General features: G+C 66.2%; 35 protein-coding genes. 7 read left to right on the top strand and 28 right to left on the bottom strand.

Going from position 1 to position 26,622, the window contains the following annotated elements:
• Positions 1-104 precede the first annotated feature (104 nt).
• Genes ACLLJJ_RS12695 through ACLLJJ_RS12680 form a run of 4 tightly spaced genes read left to right on the top strand, consistent with a single transcriptional unit; the run spans position 105 to position 2,060 of the window.
• A complete protein-coding gene (locus ACLLJJ_RS12695; protein ID WP_269288409.1) occupies positions 105-524 on the top strand; it encodes a hypothetical protein in 420 nt (139 codons plus the stop codon).
• Complete coding sequence (locus ACLLJJ_RS12690) at positions 484-1,005, top strand: DUF6879 family protein (RefSeq protein WP_269288410.1); 522 nt, start codon at positions 484-486, stop codon at positions 1,003-1,005. The genes ACLLJJ_RS12695 and ACLLJJ_RS12690 overlap by 41 nt, the downstream gene beginning before the upstream one ends.
• A gap of 7 nt (positions 1,006-1,012) precedes the next feature.
• Positions 1,013-1,876, top strand: coding sequence for a helix-turn-helix domain-containing protein (locus ACLLJJ_RS12685; RefSeq protein WP_269288411.1), 864 nt, complete (start codon positions 1,013-1,015; stop codon positions 1,874-1,876).
• A gap of 4 nt (positions 1,877-1,880) precedes the next feature.
• Entirely contained in the window at positions 1,881-2,060 is a 180-nt protein-coding gene (locus tag ACLLJJ_RS12680; RefSeq protein ID WP_269288413.1) for a DUF397 domain-containing protein, read from the top strand.
• On the opposite strand, the gene ACLLJJ_RS12675 is transcribed toward ACLLJJ_RS12680, so the two are convergent.
• From ACLLJJ_RS12675 to ACLLJJ_RS12575, 21 genes are all read right to left on the bottom strand, one after another.
• Positions 2,044-2,319: a hypothetical protein gene (locus tag ACLLJJ_RS12675; protein ID WP_215147600.1), complete on the bottom strand. Its 276-nt coding sequence runs from the start codon at positions 2,317-2,319 to the stop codon at positions 2,044-2,046. The genes ACLLJJ_RS12680 and ACLLJJ_RS12675 overlap by 17 nt on opposite strands.
• 65 nt (positions 2,320-2,384) lie before the next feature.
• Positions 2,385-2,657, bottom strand: coding sequence for a hypothetical protein (locus tag ACLLJJ_RS12670; protein WP_269288414.1), 273 nt, complete (start codon positions 2,655-2,657; stop codon positions 2,385-2,387).
• A gap of 32 nt (positions 2,658-2,689) precedes the next feature.
• A complete protein-coding gene (gene nrdJ / locus ACLLJJ_RS12665) occupies positions 2,690-4,858 on the bottom strand; it encodes a ribonucleoside-triphosphate reductase, adenosylcobalamin-dependent (protein WP_434590016.1) in 2,169 nt (722 codons plus the stop codon).
• Complete coding sequence (locus ACLLJJ_RS12660) at positions 4,855-5,256, bottom strand: hypothetical protein (RefSeq protein WP_269288416.1); 402 nt, start codon at positions 5,254-5,256, stop codon at positions 4,855-4,857. The genes nrdJ and ACLLJJ_RS12660 overlap by 4 nt, the downstream gene beginning before the upstream one ends.
• The gene (locus ACLLJJ_RS12655; RefSeq protein WP_215147589.1) at positions 5,253-5,636 is read right to left on the bottom strand and encodes a sigma-70 region 4 domain-containing protein; all 384 of its coding nucleotides are present in this window, start codon (positions 5,634-5,636) and stop codon (positions 5,253-5,255) included. Before ACLLJJ_RS12655 ends, ACLLJJ_RS12660 begins: the two co-directional genes overlap by 4 nt.
• Positions 5,633-5,956 (bottom strand): hypothetical protein, encoded by a 324-nt coding sequence (locus ACLLJJ_RS12650; protein ID WP_267843753.1) that lies wholly within the window; start codon positions 5,954-5,956, stop codon positions 5,633-5,635. Before ACLLJJ_RS12650 ends, ACLLJJ_RS12655 begins: the two co-directional genes overlap by 4 nt.
• Complete coding sequence (locus ACLLJJ_RS12645) at positions 5,953-7,146, bottom strand: hypothetical protein (protein ID WP_269288417.1); 1,194 nt, start codon at positions 7,144-7,146, stop codon at positions 5,953-5,955. The genes ACLLJJ_RS12650 and ACLLJJ_RS12645 overlap by 4 nt, the downstream gene beginning before the upstream one ends.
• 3 nt (positions 7,147-7,149) lie before the next feature.
• On the bottom strand, positions 7,150-7,356 hold the full coding sequence (locus ACLLJJ_RS12640) for a hypothetical protein (RefSeq protein ID WP_269288418.1): 207 nt from the start codon (positions 7,354-7,356) through the stop codon (positions 7,150-7,152).
• The gene (locus ACLLJJ_RS12635) at positions 7,353-7,523 is read right to left on the bottom strand and encodes a hypothetical protein (RefSeq protein WP_269288420.1); all 171 of its coding nucleotides are present in this window, start codon (positions 7,521-7,523) and stop codon (positions 7,353-7,355) included. Before ACLLJJ_RS12635 ends, ACLLJJ_RS12640 begins: the two co-directional genes overlap by 4 nt.
• Positions 7,520-7,885: a hypothetical protein gene (locus ACLLJJ_RS12630; RefSeq protein WP_269288421.1), complete on the bottom strand. Its 366-nt coding sequence runs from the start codon at positions 7,883-7,885 to the stop codon at positions 7,520-7,522. Before ACLLJJ_RS12630 ends, ACLLJJ_RS12635 begins: the two co-directional genes overlap by 4 nt.
• Complete coding sequence (locus tag ACLLJJ_RS12625) at positions 7,882-8,499, bottom strand: toprim domain-containing protein (RefSeq protein WP_434600390.1); 618 nt, start codon at positions 8,497-8,499, stop codon at positions 7,882-7,884. Before ACLLJJ_RS12625 ends, ACLLJJ_RS12630 begins: the two co-directional genes overlap by 4 nt.
• Positions 8,381-8,734: a CHC2 zinc finger domain-containing protein gene (locus ACLLJJ_RS12620; RefSeq protein WP_267843770.1), complete on the bottom strand. Its 354-nt coding sequence runs from the start codon at positions 8,732-8,734 to the stop codon at positions 8,381-8,383. The genes ACLLJJ_RS12625 and ACLLJJ_RS12620 overlap by 119 nt, the downstream gene beginning before the upstream one ends.
• 56 nt (positions 8,735-8,790) lie before the next feature.
• The gene (locus ACLLJJ_RS12615) at positions 8,791-8,943 is read right to left on the bottom strand and encodes a hypothetical protein (protein ID WP_269288423.1); all 153 of its coding nucleotides are present in this window, start codon (positions 8,941-8,943) and stop codon (positions 8,791-8,793) included.
• Complete coding sequence (locus ACLLJJ_RS12610) at positions 8,940-9,314, bottom strand: hypothetical protein (protein ID WP_269288424.1); 375 nt, start codon at positions 9,312-9,314, stop codon at positions 8,940-8,942. Before ACLLJJ_RS12610 ends, ACLLJJ_RS12615 begins: the two co-directional genes overlap by 4 nt.
• 3 nt (positions 9,315-9,317) lie before the next feature.
• Positions 9,318-10,190 carry an AAA family ATPase gene (locus ACLLJJ_RS12605; RefSeq protein ID WP_308296797.1) on the bottom strand — a complete coding sequence of 291 codons (873 nt, stop codon included), beginning with the start codon at positions 10,188-10,190 and terminating at the stop codon, positions 9,318-9,320.
• The gene (locus ACLLJJ_RS12600) at positions 10,174-10,584 is read right to left on the bottom strand and encodes a deoxycytidylate deaminase (protein ID WP_269288048.1); all 411 of its coding nucleotides are present in this window, start codon (positions 10,582-10,584) and stop codon (positions 10,174-10,176) included. Before ACLLJJ_RS12600 ends, ACLLJJ_RS12605 begins: the two co-directional genes overlap by 17 nt.
• 64 nt (positions 10,585-10,648) lie before the next feature.
• Positions 10,649-11,086 carry a hypothetical protein gene (locus tag ACLLJJ_RS12595; RefSeq protein WP_267843458.1) on the bottom strand — a complete coding sequence of 146 codons (438 nt, stop codon included), beginning with the start codon at positions 11,084-11,086 and terminating at the stop codon, positions 10,649-10,651.
• Positions 11,087-11,202: 116 nt separating this feature from the next.
• On the bottom strand, positions 11,203-11,694 hold the full coding sequence (locus ACLLJJ_RS12590; RefSeq protein WP_434590007.1) for a hypothetical protein: 492 nt from the start codon (positions 11,692-11,694) through the stop codon (positions 11,203-11,205).
• 45 nt (positions 11,695-11,739) lie between these two features.
• A complete protein-coding gene (locus tag ACLLJJ_RS12585; protein ID WP_269288053.1) occupies positions 11,740-12,672 on the bottom strand; it encodes a hypothetical protein in 933 nt (310 codons plus the stop codon).
• Complete coding sequence (locus tag ACLLJJ_RS12580; protein WP_434590004.1) at positions 12,669-13,121, bottom strand: hypothetical protein; 453 nt, start codon at positions 13,119-13,121, stop codon at positions 12,669-12,671. The genes ACLLJJ_RS12585 and ACLLJJ_RS12580 overlap by 4 nt, the downstream gene beginning before the upstream one ends.
• A 290-nt stretch (positions 13,122-13,411) precedes the next feature.
• Complete coding sequence (locus tag ACLLJJ_RS12575; protein ID WP_269288058.1) at positions 13,412-13,900, bottom strand: hypothetical protein; 489 nt, start codon at positions 13,898-13,900, stop codon at positions 13,412-13,414.
• 237 nt (positions 13,901-14,137) lie between these two features.
• Between ACLLJJ_RS12575 and ACLLJJ_RS12570 the strand changes: the two genes are divergently transcribed.
• The 3 genes from ACLLJJ_RS12570 (at position 14,138) to ACLLJJ_RS12560 (ending at position 16,341) form a co-directional block, all read left to right on the top strand.
• The gene (locus tag ACLLJJ_RS12570) at positions 14,138-15,112 is read left to right on the top strand and encodes a hypothetical protein (protein WP_434590001.1); all 975 of its coding nucleotides are present in this window, start codon (positions 14,138-14,140) and stop codon (positions 15,110-15,112) included.
• A 51-nt stretch (positions 15,113-15,163) separates the two neighbouring features.
• The gene (locus tag ACLLJJ_RS12565) at positions 15,164-15,862 is read left to right on the top strand and encodes a hypothetical protein (protein ID WP_269288063.1); all 699 of its coding nucleotides are present in this window, start codon (positions 15,164-15,166) and stop codon (positions 15,860-15,862) included.
• Between the two features lie 77 nt (positions 15,863-15,939).
• Positions 15,940-16,341, top strand: a complete 402-nt coding sequence (locus tag ACLLJJ_RS12560; protein ID WP_269288064.1) for a hypothetical protein — start codon at positions 15,940-15,942, stop codon at positions 16,339-16,341.
• A gap of 53 nt (positions 16,342-16,394) precedes the next feature.
• Here the strand turns inward: ACLLJJ_RS12560 and ACLLJJ_RS12555 are convergent, their stop codons facing one another.
• The 7 genes from ACLLJJ_RS12555 to ACLLJJ_RS12525 all read right to left on the bottom strand — a co-directional run bounded on the left by ACLLJJ_RS12555 (position 16,395) and on the right by ACLLJJ_RS12525 (position 26,619).
• Positions 16,395-16,613 carry a DUF7439 family protein gene (locus ACLLJJ_RS12555; RefSeq protein WP_215147556.1) on the bottom strand — a complete coding sequence of 73 codons (219 nt, stop codon included), beginning with the start codon at positions 16,611-16,613 and terminating at the stop codon, positions 16,395-16,397.
• A complete protein-coding gene (locus ACLLJJ_RS12550; protein ID WP_269288068.1) occupies positions 16,610-17,404 on the bottom strand; it encodes a CHAP domain-containing protein in 795 nt (264 codons plus the stop codon). Before ACLLJJ_RS12550 ends, ACLLJJ_RS12555 begins: the two co-directional genes overlap by 4 nt.
• 70 nt (positions 17,405-17,474) lie before the next feature.
• Entirely contained in the window at positions 17,475-17,825 is a 351-nt protein-coding gene (locus ACLLJJ_RS12545) for a DUF2746 domain-containing protein (protein ID WP_269288070.1), read from the bottom strand.
• Complete coding sequence (locus ACLLJJ_RS12540) at positions 17,822-19,138, bottom strand: tail fiber domain-containing protein (protein ID WP_269288073.1); 1,317 nt, start codon at positions 19,136-19,138, stop codon at positions 17,822-17,824. The genes ACLLJJ_RS12545 and ACLLJJ_RS12540 overlap by 4 nt, the downstream gene beginning before the upstream one ends.
• Positions 19,139-19,151: 13 nt before the next feature.
• Complete coding sequence (locus tag ACLLJJ_RS12535) at positions 19,152-21,350, bottom strand: siphovirus ReqiPepy6 Gp37-like family protein (protein WP_434589995.1); 2,199 nt, start codon at positions 21,348-21,350, stop codon at positions 19,152-19,154.
• Complete coding sequence (locus ACLLJJ_RS12530; protein ID WP_269288077.1) at positions 21,350-22,195, bottom strand: phage tail domain-containing protein; 846 nt, start codon at positions 22,193-22,195, stop codon at positions 21,350-21,352. The genes ACLLJJ_RS12535 and ACLLJJ_RS12530 overlap by 1 nt, the downstream gene beginning before the upstream one ends.
• Positions 22,192-26,619, bottom strand: coding sequence for a hypothetical protein (locus tag ACLLJJ_RS12525; protein ID WP_434589993.1), 4,428 nt, complete (start codon positions 26,617-26,619; stop codon positions 22,192-22,194). The genes ACLLJJ_RS12530 and ACLLJJ_RS12525 overlap by 4 nt, the downstream gene beginning before the upstream one ends.
• Positions 26,620-26,622 lie beyond the last annotated feature (3 nt).

Here is a 26,622-nt window from a genome sequence, read left to right as displayed (position 1 = left end):
AAATTGCGCCAGTTTGCGCGAACCGGGTTGACCCGCGTCGAACGGCAGCCCGAACATCGAGGTGTCGCGCAAACTCACGCAAGGCCGACGACAGGGGTCAGCTCATGAAGCTACGGTTCCTTGGTAAGAACTCCCAGGGCGGCGAGTGCCCAACCCTCTACGCCACCGACCGTGACACGTACCTCGTCCAGGGATGGAGGATCTTCGCGCAAGACCTGCTGATACAGCTCACCATTCCGGAAGGCGAGACGGCCGTCGAGGTACCGACCGAGCTGTTCGAGCACCTGGAGAAGGATGGGCTCCCTGCTGGGGAGTTCAGGCGCCTGGAGGACCCCCTCATGGTCCTCACGCCTGAGGGCACGTATGTAGTGCAAGGTCGCGAGGTCACCGATCCCGAGGCCCTGGCAGTGATGGAGATTCCTGACTACGAGACCGTGGTCGAGGTCCCCAAGGCCGCGATCACCGCCCTACTGGAGGGACCACGTGGAGCTGATCACCAGCGCCCAGCGCAACCAGCTCTTTGACCGCCTCACGCATGACGCCTTTCACCTGGAGCTGAGGGACGACTATTCGGTGCCCGGGGAAGGAGGCCCGTTCGAGCGCTGGAAGCGTGGCGAAGTGGACAACTCGTTCATGGAGCCGTGGACGGACCTCGTCACCCGGGTCACTGGCTCTGGGAAGACCATGCGAAGAGTTCGCGTCGTAAGGCAGCCGCACAGCCCGTACATCCAGTGGGAGTACGAAACCGCCCACGTAAATGAGGAAGCGGGCGAGGAAGTTCGCTGGCTCCCTCGCAATCAGCTCCCCGAGAAGATGGCCTTCCCCGTGGAGCGCAACGATTGGTGGCTGTTCGACGATCGAAGTGTGGCCGTGGGGCACTTCGACGACGAAGGCCGCTTTCTGGGCTCAGAGGTGATCGAAGATCCCTCGGTCGTGGCTGAGTGCGTTCGCGTCAGGGACCTGCTCTGGTCCCTGGCCATCCCTCACCGCGAGTACAAGCCCTGACCCATCAGTGAGCACACAAGCACAAGAAACGCGCGAGGTGCTGGGTGCTCGGCTGCGTGGATTCCGGAAGGACGCCGGATTCGCGAGCGGCCGGGCACTCGCTCGCGTCCTCGCCTGGCAGGAGTCAAAGGTCTCCCGCATCGAGAACGGCAAGCAGAACGTCAGCGATGACGACATCAGAGCCTGGTGCGAGGCGACCAATCAGCAAGGGCACATCCCAGATCTGATCGCCACCGTCCGTCACATCGACGAAATGTGGATGGAGTGGCGCCGCCTACTCAAGGAGGGAGCGGAAGGCCGGCAGAAGTCCGGTCTACAGGTCTACAGGAAGACGAAGCTCTTTCGTATCTGGCAGCCCACCGTCGTATGGGGGACCTTCCAGACCCCCGAGTACGCGGAAGCCGTCTTCCGGCAGGTGGTCAGCCTCTACGAGATCCCTGACGATGCCGAGGCTGCAACGGCCAAGCGGCTCGAACGGCAGCAGTATCTCTACCGAGGAGACCGCAAGTTCAACGTGATCCTCGGAGAGCAGGCTCTCTACTCCAACTTCGGCGGACCGGAGGTGATGAAGGGCCAGCTCGACCGACTGCTGACGATGATCCGGCTGGCTCGCGTAAGCGTCGGGATCATTCCGCGCTCGGCGCCTCTGCAAATTTGGCCGGGCAACGCATTCTCAATGTTCGACGACAAGCTCGTGCTCGTAGAGACGTACTCGGCAGAGCTGACCGTGACCCAGCCCGGAGAGATCGAGACTCATACCAAGACCTTCGCGTTGCTCAAGCAGTCCGCGGTATACGGAGGCGAGGTCCGAGATCTCATTTGGGCCGCGTTCCAGCACTTCGACCGGATGCCGACCGCCCAAGGAGGGTAAGACCATGATCGAGCCGAACTGGCGCACCAGCACTTACACCAGGTCCGATAGCTGCGTAGAGGTAGCCGACAACGACCCTGCCAAGGTGGTGGTCAGGGACACGAAGTGGCGCGACCGGGCGATCGTCGGTGTCGACCCGGCGGCATGGGCAGTGTTCGTTAGCTTCGTCAGGCAGCCGGGCTGAGGACAACGAGCAGGGGACCGGCCGCTCGGTCCCAGCCGCGTCCGGCCTCGACCGCTTCCTTGCCGGCACCTGCTATCCCGTCACGGACCGGAGCGAGGAACGTCTCGCGGAAGTGCGTCTGCGCGCCCTCGTTCATGCCGCTCGCCGAGACTGTGGCGCCGACCTCCCGGTCCAGTACCGATGCAGCCTCGGTGAAGTCGTCGCCGGTCCACTCGTCTACGTGCTCGGCGACCAGCGCCCACGTCATCTTGAACGTCATACAGGGCATCCTACCTGCGGAAACGCCAAATGGGCTCCCTCCCGGCAGCCCAACTGGCCATGAACTTACGGCAGTTCGCTCTCTTCGATGAGCCGCCCCCCGACAGCAACTCCGTCACGGACGAGGAGCGTCAGGGGGCGGGCGACATTCTCTTCGCTCAGCGCACCTTCGAAGTGGGGCTCACCGAACTCGCTCCGAAGATTGCCCTCGTCCGGGTAGCCCCAGGGGTACACCGGATTGTTGGTGGCGCGGATGCGGAGTTCGCCATCGGCGGTGAGGACGACATCGCCCGGCTTCCAGACGCCGCCGAGGCTGGTGATCTTGTGCACGCGATCCATGTGGACATCATGCACGTCCCCACTGACACTCCTCAGCGCACGGGACAGGCGCCGGTGGAGCACTCCTCGTCGGTCGAGTCCTCGACTCGGTAAAGCTCGTAGGCGTCGAACTCTTCACGGGTGATCCGCTCGTAAGGTGCCTGCGGTCGCGTGCCGTCAACCATGATCGTGGTGCCCTTCAGGTGGGGGAGCCACTTCTCGACTACGTCTGCTGTCTCGTCGAGGTCCAGGCCCTCGGGCACGTTCGCGGTAAACGACACGGCGTTGTCCGCGTACTCCGCCTGGTACATGGCCTGGAAGGCGAGCATGTTGTCGAGGGTCAGCTCGTCGGCGGACTCGACCAGGGAAGTCGGGTAGCCGCGCGCCTCCACCTCCGCGACGAGCTTGTCCAGCGTGGGGAAGGTGACGACCATCGTGTTCCCGGAGGCGTCGTACACACAGGGCTCGACCTCGTACCCCTCGGCCTTGAACTCCGCGACCCTCGCGGCCTGGGCCGGGTCGGCGACGGAGAAGCGGACGCGCCGCAGGAAGGTGCGGGCATAGACGGGGTGGATGCCCTCCGTCACTCCGGGGAGCTTCGCCACGGTGCCGGTAGGCGCCACGGTGGTGACCTTGACGGGCTCGGGTATCCGCAGCTCGAAGGCGTAGTCGCGGGCGGCCTGACGTACGGCGCGCTTCATCCGCCCGAGAAGGAGACGGAAGCGGGTGTGTGCCGGCGCTTCCGAGTAACGGATGCCCTGCTTGGCGAGGAAGCCCTGCACGCCCATGTGGCCCACACCAATGCGGCGCTGTGCGGCAAGGCGCTCGGCTTGTTCCGCGTCGTTCACGTCGCCGTACGTTGCGCGGACCAGAAAGCGGGCGATTAGCTCATGCGCCCGCTTCAGGCCGTTCTCGTCGTACGCCTCATGTCCGTCGATCACAAAGGCGTCGAGGTTGACGTGCCCGAGGTTGCAGTTCTCCCACGGCATGAGCGCGATCTCGCCGCACGGGTTCGTGGCGATGACCTCGTTCGGCTCGCCGACGTTCGACAGGTCGGAGTGCCAGTAGCCGGGCTCACCGTTGGCGAGCATCCCCTCGACGACCTTGCGGTGGACGAGGCGGGCCAGCTCGGCGCCGCCAGGACCGAAGTCGTCGAACCGCTCCCCGGAGAGGTACTCGACGAAGTCATTGTCGATCTCGACACTGATGTTGGTGGTCCAGTGCTGCGACGGGTCCTTCTTGCAGTCGAGGAAGTCCTCGATGTAAGGGTCTGCCCAGTGGCAGATCGCCATGCGGGCCGAGCGCCGGTTGCCTCCGGAGACGACGCACTCGGCGATGGCGTGGTCGATCTCCATCGCCTCGGTAGGCTTGAGGTGCCGCGTGTTCGTGCAGTCGAAGCACAGGCTCCCCGAGCAGTACCCGAAGCAGAACTCGCGGCGGGAGACGTTCGACAGGACGCGGCCGATCTCCTGCATCATGCGGCCGAACGGGGCCGGGCCGCTGGCGGCGCCGCCGAAGGTCTTCAGGCGGGCGCCCTTACCGCGAACACGCGACACGTCATAGACGCGGTCGGCGTGCTTCACCTCGTCATCGGTCATGAAGGTGTCGATCAGGTCCGTCATCGCGGAGGCCCAGCCCTCGCGGGAGTCCTCGACTTCGAAGGCTCCGGCCCAGTCGGAGTCGTAGGCGTCGGACAGGATGCCCGCGGCCGTCATGTCCTCGTAGTCGGGGTGCGACGGGTCGCACACGATGTGCACGGTCAGGGCCCGGCGGGGTGCGCCGTATGGCTCCAGATATTCGGAGCTGTAGTTCGCGCCGACGCCGCCCCCCTCCATGAGCCTCATGAAGCTGAACTCGAAGTGCCGGCTGAGCTTGTCGCCCCAGCCCGAGACGTGACAGTTGAAGAGGTACTGGCGGCCCTTGACGCCGCTCGCCCACAGGTGGCGGCCTGCGGGCAGGATCGCGAAGCGGTCCATGGCCGTGACCAGCTCGGCGTGCTCGGTCCGTACGTCGTCGCTCCAGTCCTCGGCGGGACCGTAGACGAGGGAGAGGTTCCCCTCGGCGACGCGGCGCACGGTCTCGGGCCAGGTCTCGCGGGAGCCGTCCGGCTTCGTGCGGCTGTAGGTCCGCTCGTAGACGGTCTGACCGGTGGGGCCGAAGGGCACAGCGGGGGTGGTGCTGATGGTGATGGGGGTCTCCTTTGAGATGGGGGTGTTGGTCACTGGATCGCGATGCCGAGACTGTCGAGGCGGGAGAGGATGAGCCGGGCGAGGGCGGACAGCATCTCGGCCTGCGAGGTTGACTGGGCCGTCAGCTTGTCGACCTGGCCCTTCACCTCCGCCTCGGTGTCGAGGGCCAGCGTCAGGTAGCTGTCGTTCGTGGAGACGTCTCCGGCGAGAAGGAGAGACAGGCCCGTGACCGTAATCTCCAGTGCAGTCCGGTTCTGCGTTTCGTCGATCTGGCGGTTCTCGTCCTCGTTGTACGGGCGGGAGACGACCGAGCCGTCCTCCTGGCGCTCGTAGTAGGTGCGGGTCTGGTCGTCCCAGAACTCGTAGTCGTTCGGCCCCATGCCGGGCGGAGGCTCGACGGCTGCCGGTCCCTCGGTCGGGTTCTCGCTCACGCTGCACACTCCAAGTCGTCGTAGCTGTCCACGTATTCAGTGCCATTGAGGTGGGCCGCGAGCTTGCCCACGGCCCTTTCGAGGCGGTACCGGACGGCGCGGTCGGTGACCGTCTCGCGGGCCGCTATCCGCCTGTCGTCCCAGTCGAGGGCGAACCGCATGAACACGGCCCGTCGCTCGACGCGGGACAGGGGAGCTGTCGTCCAGCCCGTTCGGATGTCGGCGAGGTGGGCGAACAAGGTCCCCGCGGACTTCTTGTCGACGGTCCCCTTCGGCATGTCCGCATCCGGGGCCGTGGGGGTGCGGATGCCGTACGCGGCTTCCACGTCCCACACGGCCGGAAGCAGGTGCTCGACGAGGCGCCGGTCGTACCCGCTCACACGCGCCCCCGCTCGGCCGCCTCGCAGGCCGCCTCGTAGGAGGTGTGGCGGATGCGCCGCTTGGCTTCCGTCTTCACCCGGTCGACCAGGTCCAGGACCAGGCGGTGATAGAGCACACCGAGGCCGAGCGAGGGATCGGCCAGGCACTCGTTCACCATGCCGGGCTTCGTCGCCAGGATGATGAGCGCCTCTTGCCGGGCGTCCTCGTACTCCATCGTCAGCGTGTCCTCGTAGCCGTCCGCGATACGACGGGCGGCACGGCCCGCGAGGGCCACCACGGCGGGCAGGTCGAGGACTCGCCAGTCGGCCGGGGCCGTCACCGGATCACTTCCTTGACCGGCACGGCCCCGTCCTTCGTGACCATGACCATCAGGCCCGGCGCCCCGCGCGTGCCCTTCAGGTGTCGCCACCACGTCGACTCGGACTCCATCGCCGGCACCTGGATGAACGTCCTCGGGCCGTCCGTGTCGACGAACTCGTGGTGCAGGTGACCGGCCAACAGCACGTCGGCCTGGTGCATCGCCGATGTCTTGTCGAACGCCTGGCCGCGCCACCACTCGAAGTGCTTGCCGGGCCGCCACTGGTGGCCGTGGGCGTGCGCGACGACTGTTCCCGAGCACTCGACGACGACGGTCAGTTCGTCCGTGTCCGGGACGTACACCTCGACGTGGGCGAACTCCTCGCCTGCCAGCGCCAGGGCCTCGCTCACCGAGATCAGGGCGTCCGTGTCGTGGCTGTCGTCGTAGCGGGTCGTTCCCTTTCCGCCCGGCCTCACTGCCTCGCCGTGATTGCCGGGCACGGCAACGACCGTCAGGCGACTTGCCATCGGTGCGAACCGGATGATCGCGTGTGCCATCAGCCGGCGGGTGAGGCGGATCTGTTCCGTGAGCGTGAGCTGAGTCCGCCACACGTTCGCGCCGCCCTGCGAGACGAAACCTTCGACGTGATCGCCGAGCCACGCCAGGTGGACGTGCTCGATGTCGAAGCGCTCCTGATACTCGGCGAGGCGATCGACTGCCTGGTCGATGCAGTGCATCGCCCGCGTGAGCGTTCCCGCGTAGCCGTCGCCGTCGATCTTGCCGAACTGCATGTCACCCAAGGCGACGATGAAGGCGAACTCGCCCTTCTCACCGCCCTGAACGAAACCGGGCGCCTGGTCGAAGAGGGCGAGAAGCTCGTCGATGTTCGGCCGCTCGACTACGGCCGGCACCTTGCGGCGGCCGAAGGAGAAGCGGGCGGAGACCCCCGGCTCACCGTTGGCCATGGTCCACTCGCTCGACCGGAAGCCGGTGACCTCCCACTCGGCAGGATCGAGCTGGTGAGCGCGGAGCAGGTCGGCCGCCGTCGACTCCGGGTCGATGCCCTCGGGGCCCCGGACGGTCACCTCGGCCGCGTCTCCCGACACCTCTATCTGACGGGTGAAGTCCTTGTCGGGGTCCGTCTGGCGTCCGGCGATGGCCGGTGCGGTCGGTGTCGCGAGAAGGTCGTTCAGCAGCTCAGTCTTGTTCAAACTTTACACTCCATCGCGAAGAGATCGGCGGTACGTGCGGATGGTGGATGCGCTCACGGTGTGCCCGTGCCGCCGCAGGACCAGGGCGAGGCGCTCGGCCGAGGAGCCGTCCAGCAGTCGGACGAGAACCGTCTCGCGCACGTCGGGCTCCAGCTCCTCATACAGGCGGGTGAGGGTCGGGCCAGGAGCTCCCGGCAGGGCCTCGCTCACTCGGTGCCCCCTTCCAGCTCGTCAGCTCGTGCGCGCAGGATCTTGACGGCCTCGTCCACCCCGAGCCCCGTGTAGAAGTCGACTCCCCACGGGTCCTTCGGCTCCCACGCGTCCAGCTCTGCGGCGGCCTGGCGGTAGTGCTCGGCACTCATCGCGGTGGCCGTCACTTGCCCTCCCGGTCGATCTGCGCGACAGCGGCCACGGCGAGCGAGCCCAGGCGGACAAGGCCACCGCGGATCTCTTCAGGCGTGCGCCCACCGAAGGCCGCGAAGGCAACCTCGATCGCCAGGCCATCGACGCCCAGCACCCCGACCTCCCCCCGGTCGGCGTTGATGATGGCCCACTCCTCGCCGCGCCTTCGGTAGGCGTCGATTCCCCGGTCCGGATGCACGCCGCCGACGAGATGGGCGGGCATCGGGCCCACGGTCTTCGCGGCTGCCTGCACCTCGGCCAGGACGGCAGCCAGCGGGTCGGCCGTTCGTGCCGGCGTCTTGCGAGGAGCGGTCTTCTTCGCGGTGGTCTGGGTCACTGTTCGTCCTCCTTGATCAGGCCGAGCAGGGCTTCGGCCCCCTCCTGCACGTAGGTCTCGGTCACGTCTCCGGCCCGCAGCCGCATCCCTTTCGCGGAACGCAGGGCCCGGCAGATGCGGGCGGTGAACTCGGCGCCGGCATCGTCGGGATCACCCCAGATCCGGACCCTGTTGAAGCCCGCGAGCATCCGCCTGTGGCGTCCCTGCCAGATGGAGGCGCCGGGGATGGCGACCGCGTGGAGGCCGAGCTTCTCCAGGATGATCCGGTCGAGTTCGCCCTCGGTCACCTCGATCACGCTGTCGGCCTTGTGGACGGAGCCGACGCCGTACATGCGCGGCGGGTCGTCCTTGATGGTGTTGTACTTGCCGTGGCCGAAGGTGCGGTGGTCGTGGTCTTGCAGGCAGCGGAACCGGATGGTCAGCGGGGCGTCGTTGCGGTCGAGGTAGGGGATGGAGAGCATTCCCCTGTACTTCTCGTGGCCGGGGAACGGGTGGTCACCCACGACGCCAAGCCGGTACGTAGCCGCCTCCTCGCGGCCGATTCCCCGGCCGAGGAGATACCTTGCGGCGTCCGCCGTAAGCGCTGCCTGATAGGTCGCGGTCGCTTCCTCCAGCATCTCGCGTTGCGAGGGAGAGAGAGGCCGCAAGGGCTCGCGCTCCGACAAAGTCTGTGCCTTCCTTTTCTATGATCAAAGTGAATGAGTCGCCGCCCCTGCTGCACGAGTGGCACTTCCAGAGCTGCCGGTCGGTGTTCCAGGAGAAGGACGGGGTCTGGTCGTCGTGGAACGGGCACGGGGCCATGCCCGTGGCGCGCTGGTCGTTGAAGTCGACGCCGTAGTGGTAGAGCACCGATTCGAGGGTCGGCTTCTCCTGGTCCTGGTCGTCGCTGTCGACACGGCCGAACCTCACGGCACCCGCCTGCCGACGAACCAACCCTTGTCGTCGTCGTATCCGAGTTCGTCGAGGCCCTGGCTGGTGGCCGTGCTCAGGTCGAACCGGCCCAACTCGACGATGAGCCGGTCGCGTTCGGCCTCTTCCTCGAACGTCACCGTGATCACGCGGTGTCCAGTCCGAAGTAGTTCTCGACCGTGGTCAGTACGAAGGCGTGGCGCCAGTTCTTGCCCCGGCGCTTGACGATGACGAGCGACTCCACGCGGGCCGGGTCGATGTCTCGGTGCTTGGCGAAGTTGAGGCGCTCGCGCTCGGCCTCGTCGAGGAAGGGGCCCGGCTCGAAGCGGGCGTTCTTCGTCTCGATGACCGTGAACAGACCGCCGTCCTCGCGGATGACGAGATCGCCTTCGTCCTCGGCGCCGGTCAGCCGCAGCCGCTCGACGTCCTCGCCCACAGACCGCAGGCCAGCGAGGAGTTCCGTCTCCCAGGCGGCACCCTTGCGCCGGTTGGCGCGGTTCCGTTCAGCGATCGTGGTCAATCTTTACACTCCCTGCTTCTGAAGGATGGCGGTCGGGGACCAGGGCTGTGCCGGCGGGGCTACCGGGGCGAGGCGTTCGAGCTTCGAGAACCGCGTTACCTCGGGGTGGCAGCGCATCGACGCGTAGCGCCTGGCTGTGGGGTCACAGGGCCCCATCCTTTGTTTGATCACTGCGACCCGGTACTCGTGCGAGTTCGGGTCCAGCGCCACGGAGAGGCTCAGCTCCGGTTTCTCTGACAACCCGCCCTTGACTTGATCGCGGGAAGGCGGTGCCCATGGGTCGGACTTGGCCTCCCACGATTTGTCGGAGGCGTGGTGCAGGACGATGACGGTCGCGCCGGTCGCGCGGGCCAGTTCGGTCAGGCCGCTCATCACGGCCATCTGCTCGGTGTAGTCCGACTCGGCGTTTTGGAAGTCCATCAGATTGTCGAAGACGAAGACGGCGGGGTAGTTGTCCCACAGCTCGACCCAGGCTTCGAGTTCCTCGTCGATCGCCTGCCACGTGATCGGCGAGCCGAACGAGAAGGTGAACGGCAGGCCCGACAGGGCGTTGAGGTACTCGACGCGGTGACGGCCGCCGGCACCCATGCCCGCTTCGACCATCTCGGTTGTGTCGCCGGTCATCATGGACGCCAGGCGGCTGCTCGCGGTGAAGGCCGACATGTCGGCGGAGAAGTACAGGGTCGGCAGGCCCATCTGTGCCGTCCAGTACAGGGCGAAGCCGCTCTTCTGCGTGCCGCTCCTGCCCGCGATCATGACCACCTCGCCATGACGCGGGCGGCATCCCATGCCGTACAGGGCCTCGAACGCCTCGACGCGCGGCAGTTCCTTGCCGGACTCGGCGTGCAGGGACAGCGACCTAGCGGGGGTCAGCACTGGGTATCTCCTCTCGGTAGACGACGCGGCGGATACCAACCGCCTCGATCAAGGTCAGGCAGGCCGGGCACGGCTTGCGGGTGACGTACAAGGTGGAGCCGGGAAGCTCCTTCGGGTCCGCGCGCTCGATCGCGTTCCTCTCCGCGTGGCTCGCGGCGCAGTTCGCATAGTCCGAGTCACGCGCACAGTCTTCGACGGACAGGCGGCCACGAGGGCAGTTGCCTGCCGTCGCGCAGCCGGGCACGCCCGCCGGCAAGCCGTTGTAGCCCGGCGACATGTCGCGCTTGTTGGCGTAGAGGACGACAGCTCCGACCTGGGCTCTCGTGCAGTCCGCACGTGTGGCCACGGCCTGAGCGATGCCCATCGCCCAGCAGTCCCAGGAGGGACGGTTCACGGGTCCTCCAGACCCGCGAGAGCGGGGGCCAGCCACGCGACCGGCCCCCAGCTCGTCGCGTGGATCAGTCGAAGGACGGGGCCTCGGCGACGGCGGCCTCGACGGCGGCCTCGCGCTGATCGGCGTAGTTGATGACCGCCTGGCGGGTGTTCGCGTCGGCGACGGGACGCCAGACCCATGCCGGGTACGCGCCCGGCCGCTTGGGCGGAATCTGGGCGAGGGTGACGATGGTCGCGCTGCCCACGAGCGCAGCGAGGTCGCGGGCGAGGAGGGTCTGCTCGATGCGCATCCCCTTGTTGATCTCGGGGCTCATGGCGTCGAGGGCGGCGCGGTCCTTGAAGACAGTCACGTCGCACAGGGCCGAGTCCTTCGGCCCGTTCGGGGTGGGGCGCTGGGCCTCGTAGGAGTTGACCTCGATCAGCAGGGCGGGGGCGTCCTTCACATCATTCGGCTTGAGCCAGCCGCCGCCAGCGGTCGCGATCTCGACGAGGTTCAGGGGCACTCGGTGTCTCCTTCAGTTCGGTAATAGGGGGTGGGCTCGGAGAGCCGGGGGGTGACGACCGCGCCCAGCGCGGACAGGGCCAGGACGAGGCAGAGGACGATGACGGGCATCGAGGCTCAGCCGGTCTTCAGGGCCCGGCCGCGGGCCTTGTAGGCGGTCATCACGGTGGGGTCAGCGAAGTGGGTCTGGTTCGCCGCCCACAGCTTTTGCAGGTCGGCCACGCTGGTCTGCTTCTCGATCTCGCCGAGAATCCAGGCGGAGCCGCTGCCGGTCTCGGGGTGTGACGGGGCGACCGAGGCAGCCGCCCAGGGATCGTCTGCGGGCGCCGCGCCTGCGGTGTCGTCCGGGATGATCCGGGCGTCGAGGATCGAGGCGATGTTTCCCTTGCCGTGGGCGAGGGTCGTTGCGTTGACAACGAGGTCGCTCAGCGAGAGATTTGTTACATCTTTACACTCGAACCCGAAGTAGTCGCAGAGCAGCTCGCGGACCTGCCTCACGGAGCCACGGAAGACTGCCCATGTGTCTTCGTAGCTTTTGCCATATTTGATGGTGATGCCGATCGATCCGTCCGGGAAGGACGTTACGAGTTCTGCCTGATCTGCCTTCACTTCACTCCCTCGGTTCTGGGTCAAACTTAACACTCGCGCCGGCGATTAGGCGACTCTCGAATTTGTGAGGCCGGTCACCCACGGGCGCATCGCGCCCTTCGTGCTGCGCATGGCGCGGATCTCGCGGGCGAGCTTGGCCGCAGCCCAGCCGACTTCGAGGTCCACCCAGTACAGGGTGCACTCGGCCGAACCCGCAGGCAGGTTGATGATGATGCCCCACTTCTGCGACACGTCGGGAAGGGCGTTGTACGCCTGCGCGGCTTCGTCCGCCGGCACCTCCCGCTTCTTCCAGGCGGCGAACGCCTTCTTGTCTGCGGGGTCCACGGGGAAGCGGCTGTAGTCGTACAGCTCGCCGCGTGAGTAGACGGCAAGCTGTGTCGCCATCTTGAGGCCGCCATACTGGACGCTGCCCGTCTTCAGGTCGCCGATGAAGCGGCCCTCGACCGGCTCGCCGTCCGGGCCCGGCCCCGCGTATTCGAGAAGCCGGTCGAACGTTCCGCCGGTGCCCAGCTCGGGCACGACGACGAACTCCTCTACCGCCTTCACATCGAACTCGACGGTTGCGCCCATGTAGGCGGCCATGTCGAGCTGGTCGCGTATGGCGGTGCCGGCGGGCAGCGGCTCGCCGCGGTCTACGTGCTCCGACAGGGTGTGAAGGTGCGTGCCCTTCTCCCGCTTGGCGTTCGCCCCGGAGATGTCCATGGCCTGATCGGCGAGGGTGTTAAGCCTGCGCTTGTCGTCGGGGTTCTCGGGGTCGAGCTGCCTGACCACGTCCAGCAGGGACGGGCGCTTCGCTGCCCCCACCAGGGTCATCCGCGACTTCCAGCCGGACAGGGCGGTCTTGTCTTCGATGCAGTCGATGTATGTCGTCGTGCGGGTGAGCGGGACGGGCTTGCCGCCCTGCTTGGGGATGACGAGCGGCCGGTCCCAGCCGTCGCGCGGGACTGTCGGTGCCGGCGTCAGGTCGACGATTCTCAAGCGGCGATCTCCAGGTCTCGGGCGGGAGAGAGGTCCTCGTCGAAGGGGTCTCCCGGTTCGGTGGGCACCAGCCAGATGCGGACCCTGCCGTCGTCGAGCAGCTCTGGCTCGTGCTCGTCTTCGCTCATGGGCTCCAGGTCCGCACCGCGCAATGCGGTGTAAACCTCGACCATCTGTGAGGCAGGGGTGTTCGGGTGAACGATCAGCGCGCAGTCCCAGGCTGTCGGGTCTCCCACCAGCTCAACGCCGGGCGGAAGGTTCGATTTGATACCGCTGAGCACGCTATCGGTCCTTGCGTGAGTGCCGTCTTCGTTGACGGCCAGGGCGTACAGGTCGGGGAGTCCTCCCTCATGCGGAACGTCTTCCTTGTCCCGCACGAACATGCACTTCGTGTCGCCGTACTTCGTCGGCCCTTCATCCGCGACCGGCTCGCTCAAGATCAGCGGCAAGGCTCGACCCCCCAGGTGTAAACATTGAACTTGCTGGCTTGTTTCTACGTGGCCGATGCACGCTGTGTCAACCGATGATCGCGACAGGTGTGCGGGCTGGAGTGGCAGGCTCCGCTTGTGCGCGAATGGTGAACGTCAGATGAACACACACTACTCATGCGCAGGTCAGGGGCGCATACGACTTGAGAACGAGAAAACCCCCGCCGAGATCCGACGGGGGTAGGGCAACCCTTCTGTGTGGGGAGGGCCGCCCGGTGTTCGAATGCACGTTCGAGTGTTCGGGTGTAGGCTCAGTCCCGAGCCTGGTTGCCGGTTTTGCGAGGGGGGTTACGGATGAGGTCGGAGTCTTCGGGCCTGCGCGGCACCAGGAAGAACCCCTCTTCGGTGTCGGGGTCATAGTGGACGACGAGGTCTTGCCCGTCCGCCTTGAGGCCCTTCTTCCAGGACTCCAGGCGCTTCTTGTCCCGGTCACTTACGGGGCGCCTAGGCTCCTCACCCCGTTCCAGGGCCGCATCCTCCTCGCGCAGCCGGGCCTCGATTCGGAGCATGATGGGCGGATATTGGTGCCTATGCTCTTCCTTCATCCTCCAGGGCAGCAGGTCGTCAGCCCTTAGGTTCCGCCGGTCGAGACCCCTTCGGCGCCGGAAGGAAGACCACATGGGGGCGGTCGTCACGATCCCGTACTTGTCCAGGTAGAGCTTCTGCATCTCGGGATAGGTCAAGCCGTCCTTGAACCACTGGATGACTTCCTGCTCATTGACGATCTTCGACGCGGGCATGTATCCACCTTGGGTGTTGGTCTGCGCTGTCCGCGCTCATCCCCCAGGATGACCCCGAACCTGTCTTGTTCGAGTAAAGATTGACCAACGACTAGTGATCATGTCAAGCTGAACCCGACAGCGAAGCTGATCCGCCGAGTGCCAGGTTTACGAAACTGCCTGGTCAGGCGCAACAAACAGGTGACCCCGGCGGTGCGCTAACACCCCGGGGTCCGGCACCAGGAGCTTCCACTCCCAATGCAGATCCATCGTATCCCGACGCATGAGCGGGACTTCGTGATCATCGCCAACAAGGCGATACAGGACCCGCGCATCAGCCACACGGCGCGCGGCATCCTCGCTCTCGTCCTCTCCCTGCCCAGCGGGGTCAAAGAGAACGTCCGGACTCTCTCGGACAACTACCCGCAGGGCCGATCCGCGGTGGCCAAGGCCGTCACTGAGCTGCGCGACTTCGGCTACTGGGTGACGAAGACCGCCCGCGACGACGAGTCGAACCAGATCGTCTCGTCTGTGGACGTGTACGAGCTGCCGAACCTGGCCTCTTCCCCGGTTCCCACACGCCCGGTCACCAGCCCTTCGGCCACCAGCAAGGCGGGCACGTCCCCTAACGGGGAAAAGGACTCTTCTAAGTACGGGAGAAAGAACCCTCCCAACCCTCCCGCCGAGGCCGAGCCTGCGCCGTCCGAGCTGGACGCCGACAAGGAGAGGGAGGGCGAGAGACAGAAAGACAGCAAGCAGGAGACCGAGGCCGCCCGCCTCCTTCGGCGCTTCGCTGCGATCGACCCTCGCCTCAAGCTCAACGAGCGCCAGGTCGGCAAGCTCGTCCCGTCCCTCGCTGACTGGCTTGACCGTGGCGCGACCATCGCCGAGATCACTGACGCGGTGACGCAGGGGCTTCCCCCGAAGGTCTACAGCGCCTCGAAGCTGATCGAGGACCGCCTCGACCGCAAGCGGCCCGAGCGCAAGCGCCAGTGGCGCAAGTACGCCGACTGCGCCACAGACGGCTGTGGCCGCCTCCTGCCTGCTGGCCAGGACTCCGGCATCTGCGGCGTCTGCTCGGGCGTCGAGCTGAGCGACTTCGCCCGCGAGCTGATCGCCGCATCGCAGACCGGTGCCGACCTGACCCAGCCGGAAGAGAACGGCTTTGTCGCGAACTACCGCGAGCGTGCCGCCGAGGCCCGCGCAGCCATGGTGCAGCCGTCCCGCGCCTGACGGCCCCCTCGAACTTTCTCCACTTTCGCACTGCCTCTGAAAGGCACAGCCATGTCTTCGTCTGCCCGTATGCCCCGGTACGCCTACGTCGTGGGCGGCCTCGTCCTCGCCGTCGCCCTGGCCATGTCTGCCCCCGGCGAGTACCAGCTCGCCCGCACCGCAGGCTGGAACAAGTGGGTCGCCGCCGGTATGCCGGTCTGCATGTCCGTGTACGCCGTCGTCGCGGTCTGGTTCACCGAGAGCCGGGCCAAGGGGGAGAAGGGCCGAGGGTCGGCGATAGCGGGTGCCGTGGGGGCCCTCGGTATGACCCTTGCCGGGCAGGTCGTCGCCCACTGGATTTCGGCGGGGTACATGACCTCCTCGAAGGAGCTGGTCGCCGCCGTCTCCGCCGTCCCTGCGGTTGTCGCCGGGCACGTTGCCCACATGGTCATCCGTGCTGCTAAGCCGGTGCCGGCGGGAGTGGCGGGGGTCGTCGAGGACCAGGCCGATGACGAGCACCAGGACCAGGAAGCCAAGCCGGTTCAGCCGACCCTCGACGGCGGGGAGCCCCCGGTCGACGAGGTTGCCAAGGCTCGCGCGCGGCGGCGTCCCGGCCGTCCGACTGCCAGCCTCGACGAGATCAGGGACGCCGTTAAGGCCCTGGCGGCCAAGGGCCAGGAGGTCAACGGCCCGAACCTGGCGAAGCTCATGGGCCGTGACCGGCGTACCGGCAGCCGCTACCTCCAGAGGCTTGAGTCCCCCTCTATGTGACAACTTCGACCCGCTGCCTCCTCGTGAGGGACAATCTCTACATAGAGAGTCACGCAGTGCGAGGGGGCAGCGGAGATATGGAACTAACGATCAGCGTGCGCATATGCGACCAGTGCAAGAGCAAGGACCGCCCTACGACCCGGTACACCCTCGCCCTTGCGGGCTCTGCCCCCCGCGAGCGTGACCTGTGTGAGGAAGACGCGGCACCGCTGAGGGCCCTTTTCGGTGACGACCTCGCCGCGCAGGGGCCTCCGGAGCTGGCTCCTCTCGAACGCGCGGAGGCGGCGATCCGTGCGGCGGCCGAGAACGTGACAGCCGAGGTGCCCGAACAGCAGGCGGCGCCGACAAGGAAGCCGCAGGCAAGGAAGGCGGCCGAGAAGGACAAGCCCGCCCGGACTTCGGGGCGCCGGTCCAAGACCCCCGTCATGACGATGGATGAGATCGAGGCAATGAAGGCCGGAAAGGCCGACGAGTCCTGAGACGACGAAAGCGCCCCCCTGCCAGCCCGTGAGGACTAGCAGGGGGGCATGCTTCACTCAGTGGCGTCCGAGTCCGGAGACTCGACCAGGCCGAGGGCGGTTGCGATCTGGACGATGACGGCCACTTCCGGCTTGTCGGCGTAGACGATGGCGCAGACGCTCACGATCACGCCGAGCGCGGCCAGGAACGCCCCGGCCCGCGAGCGGTAGCGGACGGGCAGCAGGGACAGGAGGCTGGGCGGCTTCGAGCCGGGCATAAGCATCTTGCTCATCGGCGGCCCGCCTGCTTCTGAAGTGCGACGAAGCCCTTCGGCCCGATCCGCGGGTCGTGCAGACCGCTGCGGTAGGCGGGGTTTCGGTCGTGGAAGCGGGCCACTGCCCGCTGGGTCTCAGGCCCGTAGAGGCTGGTCACGGCCCCGTTGATCGGGCCGTAACCGGCCTTGATGAGGAGCTGCTGAAGGTCACGCACCTGGGCGTGCTTGGCGCCGGGCTTCACGGCCGGGTTCAGCGCGACGATCTGCGAGGCGGGCTGCGGTGCCGGCGGCTGCGGCTTCGGAGCCTTGTCCTTCCATGCCGGGTCGGCCGACTTGATCCCCTCGGCGAAGGCCGGGTAGCCGTACCCGTACACGTAGGCGTCCGTGCGGCGGTGCTTCTTCTCGTACACGCCGTCGCCCTCGGGCGAACCGCTGGCGTTGGTGTTGCCCTCGATCGTGTAGACGTACGTGTCGTCGTAGTCGTAGACGAGGCCGGTGTGCGTCCCGCCGTTCTTGCCGAAGAACACCTGCGCACCGACCGCCGGATAGGCAGAGAACTGCTTGCGCTGCTTGAACCAGCTCACGCCGGTCAGGCACGACGCGGTGCGCGGGTAGAGGGCGGCGAGCCCGGCCTTCAGCGCGCACCAGGAGACGAAGGTCGCGCACCATGCCTGGAAGTCGCTCCACTCCAGGCCGGGGGTCTCGTTGCTGTACTTCTGGTCGTTGTTCCAGTGGCCGGACTTCCGGCCCTCCTGGTAGCCCTTCTCGGCACGTGCGATGCCGAGGATCTTCTGAGCCTGAGTGCTCAAGGGTGGTCCTCCTTCGGGACATGCGAAAGGCCCCGTCCGGTGGGGACAGGGCCTCGGGGTATGGGTCGTCTTACGGGGTGGGGGCAGAGGTCGAGATGTGGGTGTCGAGGCGCTCCGACACGGCGAGACGTTCGGTGCGCTCATGGGACAGATCGCCGCGCAGATCGCGGATGTCCCGGCTGTGCCGGACCTGTCCTTCAAGGACGCGATCGAGTCCCGCGATCACCTTGTCCAGGTCGTCTCGCAGGTTCGTACTGTGCGTGTTGGAGACCTGATCGCGGGCTTCCTGCGCGTGCTCACGCACCTCCGCAATGGCTGTCCCCTGGCGTCGCACCAGCTCGACCAAGACGCCGACAAGAGCTGCGGTGACCATGCCGCCGGCTGAGACGATTGCCACCTGAACGGCCGGGTCAAAATTCATCGGGACATGTCCCTGACGAGCTGCTCCAGACGCTCGATACGCTCGGCCTGGTCTTGCACGACCGACAGAAGCGCGACCCCGATCAGGTCGTAGCGCACGCTGTCGATCTGTCCCTCCTCGTCGCGGATGACGATCTCGGGAAGCGTCTCGTCGACCTCTTCGGCGATCAGGCCGAACTCGTCCCGACGTCCCTCGACCGTCTCGCCCTCGTCGTTCACGGTGGGCTTGCGGTCGTAGACGCGGGGGCGCAGGGACAGAACTGCATCGGGGTCGATGTCGATGTCCCGGATGTTCTCCTTGTAGCGCCGTGCGCTGGTGTTGCGGCAGAAGTTGTGGTTGCCGTCGACCCACACCGCGTACCAGGTGGAGCCTGTAGCGGTGTAGGAGTGTGGGCGGTCCGAGCCGTTGGAGCGGTGGATTGTGTCCCCGGACCCCAGGTAGCCGGAGTGGGAGTGGGAACTCGGCGTGAAGGTCGACGGCTTCGAGGTGATGCTGTCCCAGGAGTGCGAGTGAGAACTCGGGGCGAAGGTCGAGGGGATACCCGTCAGCTGCGACCATGCGTGGCCGTGTGCGCTCGGGGCAAAACTCGTCGGCTTGCCCGTGACCTGGCTCCAGTCGTGCGTGTGCGCAGTCGGGGTCATGGTCGATGGCCGGTCGCTGATCTGGGACCAGGTGTGCGTGTGGGTGGACGGCGTGAACGTGGTCGGCTTGCCAGACAGGTTGGCCCAGTCCACGGACGACAGCAGGGGTGCCCAGGCGGAGCCGGTCCAGTATTCCCACGAGTCCGTGGAGTTGTTGTAGCCGAGCTGTCCCAGTCGCGGGGACGTGGGGCGGGTGGCGGTGATCCAGGCGCCGACGCGGTGTCCCACAAAGGGGCGGCTCGCGGTGATGTCCCCGGACGTGATCGAGGTGACGCTCGCCGCGACCGTCACCGAGGCGAGGGCCATCTCGTAGATCCCGGTGTCCGTCTGCGTCAGGGCCGGGGGAGTGGTCGAGCCCGCGGTGCCGGCCTTCACGGCGAGGGTGATCGAGTTGGTTGCCGGGTCCAGCTTCAGGACAACGCGGTCGACGCGGACCTGAGTGCTGGCCGCTGCGATGGTCACGTTCTCTGTGGCCGTCGACTGCACCATGTGCCCCCGCACGAAGGCGAGGCCGGACCCTACGGTGAGCGTCATGCCGGTCGAGGCGCTCACGGAGAATCCAGACGCGCCGAGAGAGGTGACGACACCTGAGTCCTGGAACTCGCGGAACATCTGGGAGAACTGGGTCTCCGTGACGGCCTGGCCGTCGAAGGGGTAGGAGGTGATTGCCAAAGGGGGAGGCTCCTTAGAGTGCCGCGCCCGCATCCTCGACGACGAGCGTCGACAGGGAGCCCGGCAGGTAGCGGACCATGCCGTACGTTGCTGCGGCCCTGCGGGTGTTGAGCGTGACGCCGACCGTGACAGGTCCGGCCGGTGGGTTGTTGATGTAGCAGGTGAAGTCGAGGCCGCTCGCGGTGTTCGAGTCGTCGTCGTAGGTCGTGCTGAACACGTCAGCCGCGAGAGTGCTCGCCGTCGTGACCGTGGTTCCGGCGGCCCAGCGAACGCAGGTGTACGCGCCCTGCTTTGCGTAGCGGATGTTCGCGCTGGCGTTGTCGCCCGTGCCGTCCGTGTCGACGGCTGCGATCCTGACCGCGACCTTGTAGCACCGGCCCGCTTCAGCGGTGAACTGCTGTGTGTAGACAACTGCGGCCGTGTCGCCAACGTAGGCCGTGCTCGTGAGGTTCTGGATGGAGACGACGCCCTTCGCGGCCTTCTCGTTGTGCGCCGAGGTGCGCCACGTCGTCCAGCCCGCCGCGTCGTTGCCCGAGCGGGTCCACTCCTCCGTGACCGTGGGGCTCAGCCGAAGCCACGTCTGGTGCGCGAACGTGGAACCCACGGGATGAACGGTGCGCAGGACGCCGTACTTGCCGCCCGAGCCGAAGGCCCATCCGCCAGTCGCCGCCTGCGTCTCGTTCATGGTGAGGGTCGACACACCGAAGGGATACGCGGTAGGCAAGGAGGCCGAGGTGTAGTCCGCCGGCACCAGCTGATTATCGAAGCCGACCTGCCTCCAAGCACTCCAGCCCGATGACCGGTTGCCGCCGCGCACCCACTCTTCGTGCGTTGTCGCGGCGGCGTGCACGCGGCTCCACGTCTGGTAGGCGTCCCCGTTCGCCTGGCGTCTGGTGGTGACGAAGCCGTACTTGCCGCCGAAGTCCCAGCCACCTGCGGTGGCGTCCGCTGCCGTGAGGTACATGACGGTTGCGCGCTCGGGGTAGTCGTCCGGGACGCTGGCCTGAGTAAGCGTGCCTGCCGGCAGTTCCCGAGCCCCGGCAGGACTGGCTTCTGCCGTCCGTTCAAGCGAGGAGACGCGAGACTCCAGTTCCTTCGCCGCTTTCGCCTCTGCCATCGCAGGGTTGAGCGGGGTCGGATCGCCCAGCGTCGCGCCAAGGCGGTAGCCGTCCGAGTCGACTTTCAGGACCGTGCCCGTGACTACGGCAGTCATCTCCGACGTGCCCACGATGACGGACACCCTGTCGCCGAGGAACCAGTCACGCCCGAAGTCGAGTGCGCTGTCCTCCATCGGTACGGCCTGAGCCGCGGTGACCGTCATGCCGCCATCGGCAAGGGCTTCGGTGCCCTTCTGCGTCAGCTCGGCAGTGTCCGTGGAAGAGCGCTCGTCGATGAACGTCTCAATCCTGCGACCCCAGTCCGACTCGGAGGCAATCGAGTCTGCGTTGTCGACAGGAACGAACAGCCGGTTCGACCCGTCGCCGTCACCACCGACGATGACCCGGGTCTTCTGCGGAGTCGACACCGAGACTCGCTGACCGGCGAGCGTGTTGTTCACGACGCCGAGCCGGGCCTCCTTTGTACGGTCCTGCACCGCGTACGTCTCGAAGACGAGATCCGCACCGCGCTGCACCACGCGGAAGCCGAGGTTGGCAGACTCGGCGAGCTCCTTGCACAGCTCGCCGAGCTGCTGGAAGCGAGCCGCCTTGGCGACAGTCGCACCCCGTGCGCCGTTCGTGCCCATGATGAGACGGGCACGGCGCCGGCTGGCGGGGGCCGACGGCCCGCAGTTCGCGGACACGTAGGCATGCATGAGGGACTCGGCCGGACCGCTGCGCTCGTCGTAGGCGAAGTTCTGGCTGGCCGCATTCCCGTTGGAGGGATCGGGCCAGGCCAGCATGTCCGACAGGATGATCGTGTCGTCTACGCCCTCGACCTTCAGCGTGCCGAGCGGGTCCGTTGCCGTGGCAGCGCTCTCCGTCTTTGTCACCGGCCCCGAGAACAGAACGTCGCTGGGGCCGGTGACGATGATGCCGGCGCCGGGCGTCGCGAGGACGGCGGCAAGGGGGTGCTCCGAGTTGATGCTGAGCTTCCACGTGCCGACGTTGTTGTGTACGTCTTCCGCGTCCATGGTCAGAAGGTCGGCGGGGATTGCGCCGACGCGCGTCAGGGTCTTGTCGCGCACCTCGACGAGGAGATCCTCTTGACGCACTAGATCACCACCCACTTTCGGGGACGCCAGGAGCACACGATCCGCGAGGCGGAGGTGGTGTTCAGGAGAGAGGCCGTAACCGTCGAGGTGCCCGGCGGCACAGACCAGAAGCTAGGAGCGGGTGCGAGGTACCGGTACCAGTTCGCTCCAGTCACGTCGTCAAGAACGATGCCGGTGCCCATGTCGATGATCAGCTTCTTGCCGGCGACGATCGTTCCCGTCCAGTGCAGAACTTCGCCCGTGGGGCTGATTGCCTTGAAGTTGTCGCCCGGTCCGGTCACCTCCCAGACGGGGAACGCCGGCACGTCGCCTTCGTTGGAGAGCTGCACGTCGCCGATCGCCTGTGACGATGCGAGGGGCATCGACGACATCGACGAAAGGAACGGGGCGGCCGTGGCCCCGCCGATCGAGACCGTCTGCGCCGCCTCCGCCAGGAAGTAGGGGGAGGGGGCCCGGAGCGTGATGACGGTCTGCACGTCCCGTTCGCCTGAGCCGGGGTCGATATCGCCTCCGCCGGTCCACTGGACGGGGGTGGACCAGCGTGCGCCTTCGGCGTCGATGTAGGTCAGGGTGCAATCCGCGGCGAGTACCCGCGCGAGGCGGTTCACCAGCTCGGCGAGGTGCACCCTGTCCCGCCCCACGATGTCGAGGGGGATGTCGATGTCACGGGGGAGGACGCGCCGCCCACGATAGGCGGCGCCGTCCCCCGCGCCTTCAAGCCACTGAACGGAGAGCTGGGGCAGGCCCAGGCCGGTTATCCCGGCGAGGGCCTGGAACCCCAGCCCGTTCTTCTCGAACCCATCCAGGTCCAGCCTGTCTGCGGCCGAAGCCAGTTCGAGCTTCACCAGCCGACCATCCTTGCCCGCGAGGCAGCCGAGAACAGCTCCTCCTCGGACGAGAGGGAGCCGCTGGCCGAGCCCGCGTAGTAGTTCAAGACCTTCGTCACGGACCGGCCGGACTCGGCCGCCGCCAGGCCGCCAGAGACAGCGGCCGTGACCTCGCGAGACGCCCCCGAGGTCGCGCTCGAAGCGAGCGCGTTGGTGGCGCGTTCGACGCGCCCCCGCTCATCCTGGACGCCCAGGCCGAAGCCCTTGCCGACGAACGAGCCGAGCTTCCGGAACAGGCGCGAGGGTGAGTGGATGTCCAGGGCCTGCTTGATCGCCTTGACCATCGCGTCAGCGATGCGGAGCATCGCCTTCTCGATCGCGCCTTGCTGCGCCTCAAGGCCCTTGACCAGGCCCTCGGCTGCCTTGACCCCGGCGTCGTACATGTAGTGCGACGCGGTGGACCCGGCCTTGCCGGCGTACTTCTCCAACTCCTTCTGCAAGGCGTTGATCTCAGCGACACCGGACGCGCCCGCGTTGGCAATGGCCTCGGCCGCAGCAAGCCCGGCCTCGGGACCAGCCGTAGCGATCTGGTCGAAGCTCTCGGCGTTGAGGCCCAGGGTCTTCAACCTCTTGAGCACATCGGCGAACTTCTTCGCCTGCTCGACCGCGTTCTTCAGTCCCGACGAGATCCCGGTGAACGAAGCGTCATCGATCTTCGTAACATCGCCCGTGCTGATGACCTTGTCCGCGATCGACTGCGCATAGCGGCTCGCCTCCTCGCGGAGCTTGTCGAGCTTGGCCTGCGCTGCTTCGAGCCGCTTAGACCCGGCCTCCCACTGCGCGGCCAGCTTCAAGAGCGCCGTCCGGTCCCGGCTAATACGGTCCTTCAGGCCCTTTGACGCATTCGCCGGGATCTTCGCAGTCAGGTCGTTGAGGGACTGCTTCACCTTGTCGTACTGAGACTCCAGGCCCTTGATCAGGCCCTGGATGATGAGCCGACCCGCGTCGTAAAGGAGTACGGCGTCCTTCGGAGCCGGACCCTTCCAGTCCTTGATCTTGCTCGTAAGGTCACCAAGCGTGCTCCTGACGGAGCCGATCATGCTCTTGAGTCCGTCAATCAGACCAGTGATGATTTTCCGGCCCGCGTCCATCAGGAGAGACTTTGCATCACCGAATATCTGCTTCACGTTCTGCGGCAGCTCACTGACGACCCGAACGCAGTCGGCGATCTTCTGAGAGAAGATCCGCTTAACTGCTTCCCACGCCTCAACCGCCGCAGACTTAATGTTCATCCACGTGTCTGAGAAGAACTTTTGAATCGAGCGGAGGGCTGCTCCGGGTGTCTCCTTCAAGGCGGCCATGAAGGATGAGAAGTTCGCCCGGATGGAACTCCAGAGCCCAGTAGCGGAAGTCTTGAGCCCGTTCCAGATGTTGTCCCAGAGGGTCTTTACACCCATCAGGATCTTCTTTCCGACACCGAGAATTCCGATGTTCAGGAAGATCATGAATAGGCCCTTGATGACATCCCACAGGCCGGACAGGAACGACTTGATTCCGTTCCAGACTTGCTGCAAGCCCTTGTCGAACATGCTCCAGTCGCCCGTGAGTGAGCCGACGAAGACGCCGATGATCACCTTGAAGTAGCCGACGATCATGTCCCAGACGCCCTTGAAGACGTTCCAGAGGCCGGTGAACACGTCGGCGACGCCGTTGATCGCCGCAACCAGGGAGCCGAGAAGGAGCCCAGCTATAAACTCGATCGCTGGCGCCAAGATCGGCATCAGGAAATTCACGACCTGAAGCAGAGCATTAAGGAACGGCTGGATAGCTTCCATGACAGCCGAGAAGGCTTCCGAAATCAGAGGCAGATATTCGGCGGCGAGCGACTGCACTACGGGAATAAGTGGCAGAATCGCAGCCGTCAAAATCTGCATCAGAATTTCGATCACAGGCTGAAGTGCGGCAGACATTACGGCGAGTGCTGCTGAGATCAGCGGGATAATCGGGGCTAGCCCGGCGACGAGCGCCTCGATAAGTGGAACGCAGGCTTCGACTACCGTCATTATGAGCGGAGCGAGCGCAGCGACGATTCCCATCAAGCCTTCGCCGAGCAGTCCGATCAGAGGCTCGATCGCAGGGGCCAGCATTGTGAAAGCCTGCGAAAGTGGCGTCAGAACGGCAGCGACCAGAGGACCCAGCATCGCCAGGAAGGAGCCGACCAGGGTAAGAATTACGCCAAAAGCCTGGCCGAGGGGGGCCATGGCGGGAGCCAAGGCGTTTACCGCGACCTGAATTCCATCGAAAAGCGCGTAGACACCGGCGAAAACTTCCGGCTGGTTAAGCCCGGCGGCTATGGCGCCCATGGCCGTGCCGAGGATCGTGCCGACCTGCGGGAGGATTTCCGTCAGCAGGCCGACGAACTGCCCGAAGAAAGCTTTCACCTCGCCGCCGCCCTGCGCCGCCATGTTGGACATGGCCTCGTGGGCTGCGGTGAACAGGCCGACCATCTTCGCCTGCACGCCACTGCTGTCGATCGCCTCGTGAACCCCGGCGAGGGTCTGGCGGATCATGCCGAGGGTGGAGCCGCCAGCTTCGGTGGCCGCCCGGGAGATGCCGGCGAAGATGCCGCCCGTCTCCATCAGGATTCCGCCGAGGTCTTTGAGCGCCTGTATGCCCGCGTCGATCTCCTCGCGGAGCCCGGACTCGCCCTTCTGGTTCAGCCAGTTAGACGCCTTCGTGGAGACATCCACGAACCACTGCGCGAGCTGGGGGAGGTAGCCCGCGCCGACCTCGCCTAGAACCTTGATGATGTTGGCGAAGGCGCCCGTGCCAGTGGTGGCGATGTCGATCGACTTGGAGAGGTCGTCGAACATGCCGCCCAGGGCCGGGGCCAAGGACGACTTAAGCGAGTCGGCGAAGCCGCCGAAGAACTGGCCGAGCTGCGTGGAGGTCTTCCCGAACCCTGCCGTCAGCTCGGGCAGGAGCGTGTCTATCAGTTCCCGGATCGGGGTCTTCGCGTGCTTCCAGAAGTTCTCGCTGATCAGATTCTGGAGCTGCGAGAGCTGCCCCTTGACCTGCGGCAAGACCTTGTTGAAATCCTTGAAGGCGGCGACGGTGGCGGCTATGCCGATCGCCATGCCGCCGAGAATTCCCGGCAGGGCAAGGGAAGTTGCGCCGATCTGAGCCAGGCTCGCCGACATCGTGAAGAGGTTGGAAGCCGCGGTGATGCCCCAGCCCGCGAGGCCCGCTATCGCCGTCGCCAGGGTGCCGATGATCGGCGCCGACTTGTCCAAGTTCCGGACCATGTTGCCCAGGCGCTCGAACACGTCGCCGAGGACGCGGGCACCGGAGAGAGCTTGCAGCATCGCCGCAGCGGTGGCCGCAGCCGACAACTTGACGCGCGGGATCAGGTCTACGAAGCGGTTCCGAGTGAGGACCGCCATGTGCGCGATGGTGGCCATGACGCCGGTACGCGACAGCTCCGGCTCGATCTCGGCCTTGAGGCCGTCGATGCGGTCCTGAAGGTCGTCGATGTCCCGCTTGGCCTTCTGCGCGGCAAGGGCGTCCAGCTCGGGCGTGACCTGTGACCGCAGGGTCCGCATCTGCTCGAAGGCCGCTTCGAGCTGACGCTTCACCTGCGCGACCTTCTGCTCGTCGAGCTTCGGTCGGATCTGGATGGCGTCGAGCTGGTCTTGGATTTCGCCGGCAGCCTGAAGAGCTGCCGCGCGGGACTCCGCGACGAGGTTCCCCTTCGCCTCTTCCAGGGAGTCGCGGTCGAGCTTGACCTTCAGCTCGGTTTCGGCGAGGCGCTGCAACTCGCGCTCGATGGCTGCGACAGCGGCCTTGACCGAGGACTCGCTCTCCTGGTCGACCTGGAGCTTGACGTGCCCGATCTCGTCGAGGCGCTCCTCGAACAAGTCGATCGCCGCGTTCAGCGACCCCTCGTTGAGGTCGATCTCGATGTCCGTCTCACCGATCGCCACGAGCGCGGCCTTAACCCGCCCGATAGCCGCCAGAACGGAGCCCTGGTTGTCGAGGTTCACGCCGAGGCGCAGATCGGACAGCTCGGCCTGCGCCTGGCGCTGGGTCCTGCGGGCTTCCTGTACGACCTGGCGGCCGGTGGCGGAGAAGGTGATCCGGTGCTGGTTCGCGCGGGACTGGTACTCGCGTACCGCCCTCGTCACCTCGCCGGACATCCCGGCCAGGTCGAGCTTCGTGTAGAAGCGGATCTTGCGGGTGTCGGTCTTCTTGTTGTCGGCGTTGATGGCCCGTACGGCTTCGAGGACATCCTTGCGGGCACCGGTCGCATCAGCCTTTGTGCGAATGGTGATCGCGAGATCGTTCTCGATCTTTTCGAGCTTCTTCTTCAGGTCTTCTTTGAAGCCGGACGTATCCGGCATGACCTTGACCGCAACGCGGCCGACAATCTGAACATCCGACACCGG

The sequence above is a fragment of the Streptomyces sp. A5-4 genome (genome assembly GCF_051131715.1).
Taxonomy (GTDB): Bacteria; Actinomycetota; Actinomycetes; order Streptomycetales; family Streptomycetaceae; genus Streptomyces.
Note: the sequence above shows the minus strand (reverse complement) of the source record. Positions and strands in the feature narration are given on the sequence as shown.

Excerpts from the sequence above, each read along its gene's own strand:
- ACLLJJ_RS12695 (WP_269288409.1), top strand. The coding sequence starts at position 105 with ATGAAGCTACGGTTCCTTGGTAAGAACTCCCAGGGCGGCGAGTGCCCA.
- ACLLJJ_RS12680 (WP_269288413.1), top strand. The coding sequence starts at position 1,881 with ATGATCGAGCCGAACTGGCGCACCAGCACTTACACCAGGTCCGATAGC.
- ACLLJJ_RS12675 (WP_215147600.1), bottom strand. The coding sequence starts at position 2,319 with ATGACGTTCAAGATGACGTGGGCGCTGGTCGCCGAGCACGTAGACGAG.
- ACLLJJ_RS12670 (WP_269288414.1), bottom strand. The coding sequence starts at position 2,657 with ATGGATCGCGTGCACAAGATCACCAGCCTCGGCGGCGTCTGGAAGCCG.
- ACLLJJ_RS12575 (WP_269288058.1), bottom strand. The coding sequence starts at position 13,900 with ATGCCCGCGTCGAAGATCGTCAATGAGCAGGAAGTCATCCAGTGGTTC.
- ACLLJJ_RS12570 (WP_434590001.1), top strand. The coding sequence starts at position 14,138 with ATGCAGATCCATCGTATCCCGACGCATGAGCGGGACTTCGTGATCATC.
- ACLLJJ_RS12565 (WP_269288063.1), top strand. The coding sequence starts at position 15,164 with ATGTCTTCGTCTGCCCGTATGCCCCGGTACGCCTACGTCGTGGGCGGC.
- ACLLJJ_RS12560 (WP_269288064.1), top strand. The coding sequence starts at position 15,940 with ATGGAACTAACGATCAGCGTGCGCATATGCGACCAGTGCAAGAGCAAG.
- ACLLJJ_RS12555 (WP_215147556.1), bottom strand. The coding sequence starts at position 16,613 with ATGAGCAAGATGCTTATGCCCGGCTCGAAGCCGCCCAGCCTCCTGTCC.
- ACLLJJ_RS12545 (WP_269288070.1), bottom strand. The coding sequence starts at position 17,825 with ATGAATTTTGACCCGGCCGTTCAGGTGGCAATCGTCTCAGCCGGCGGC.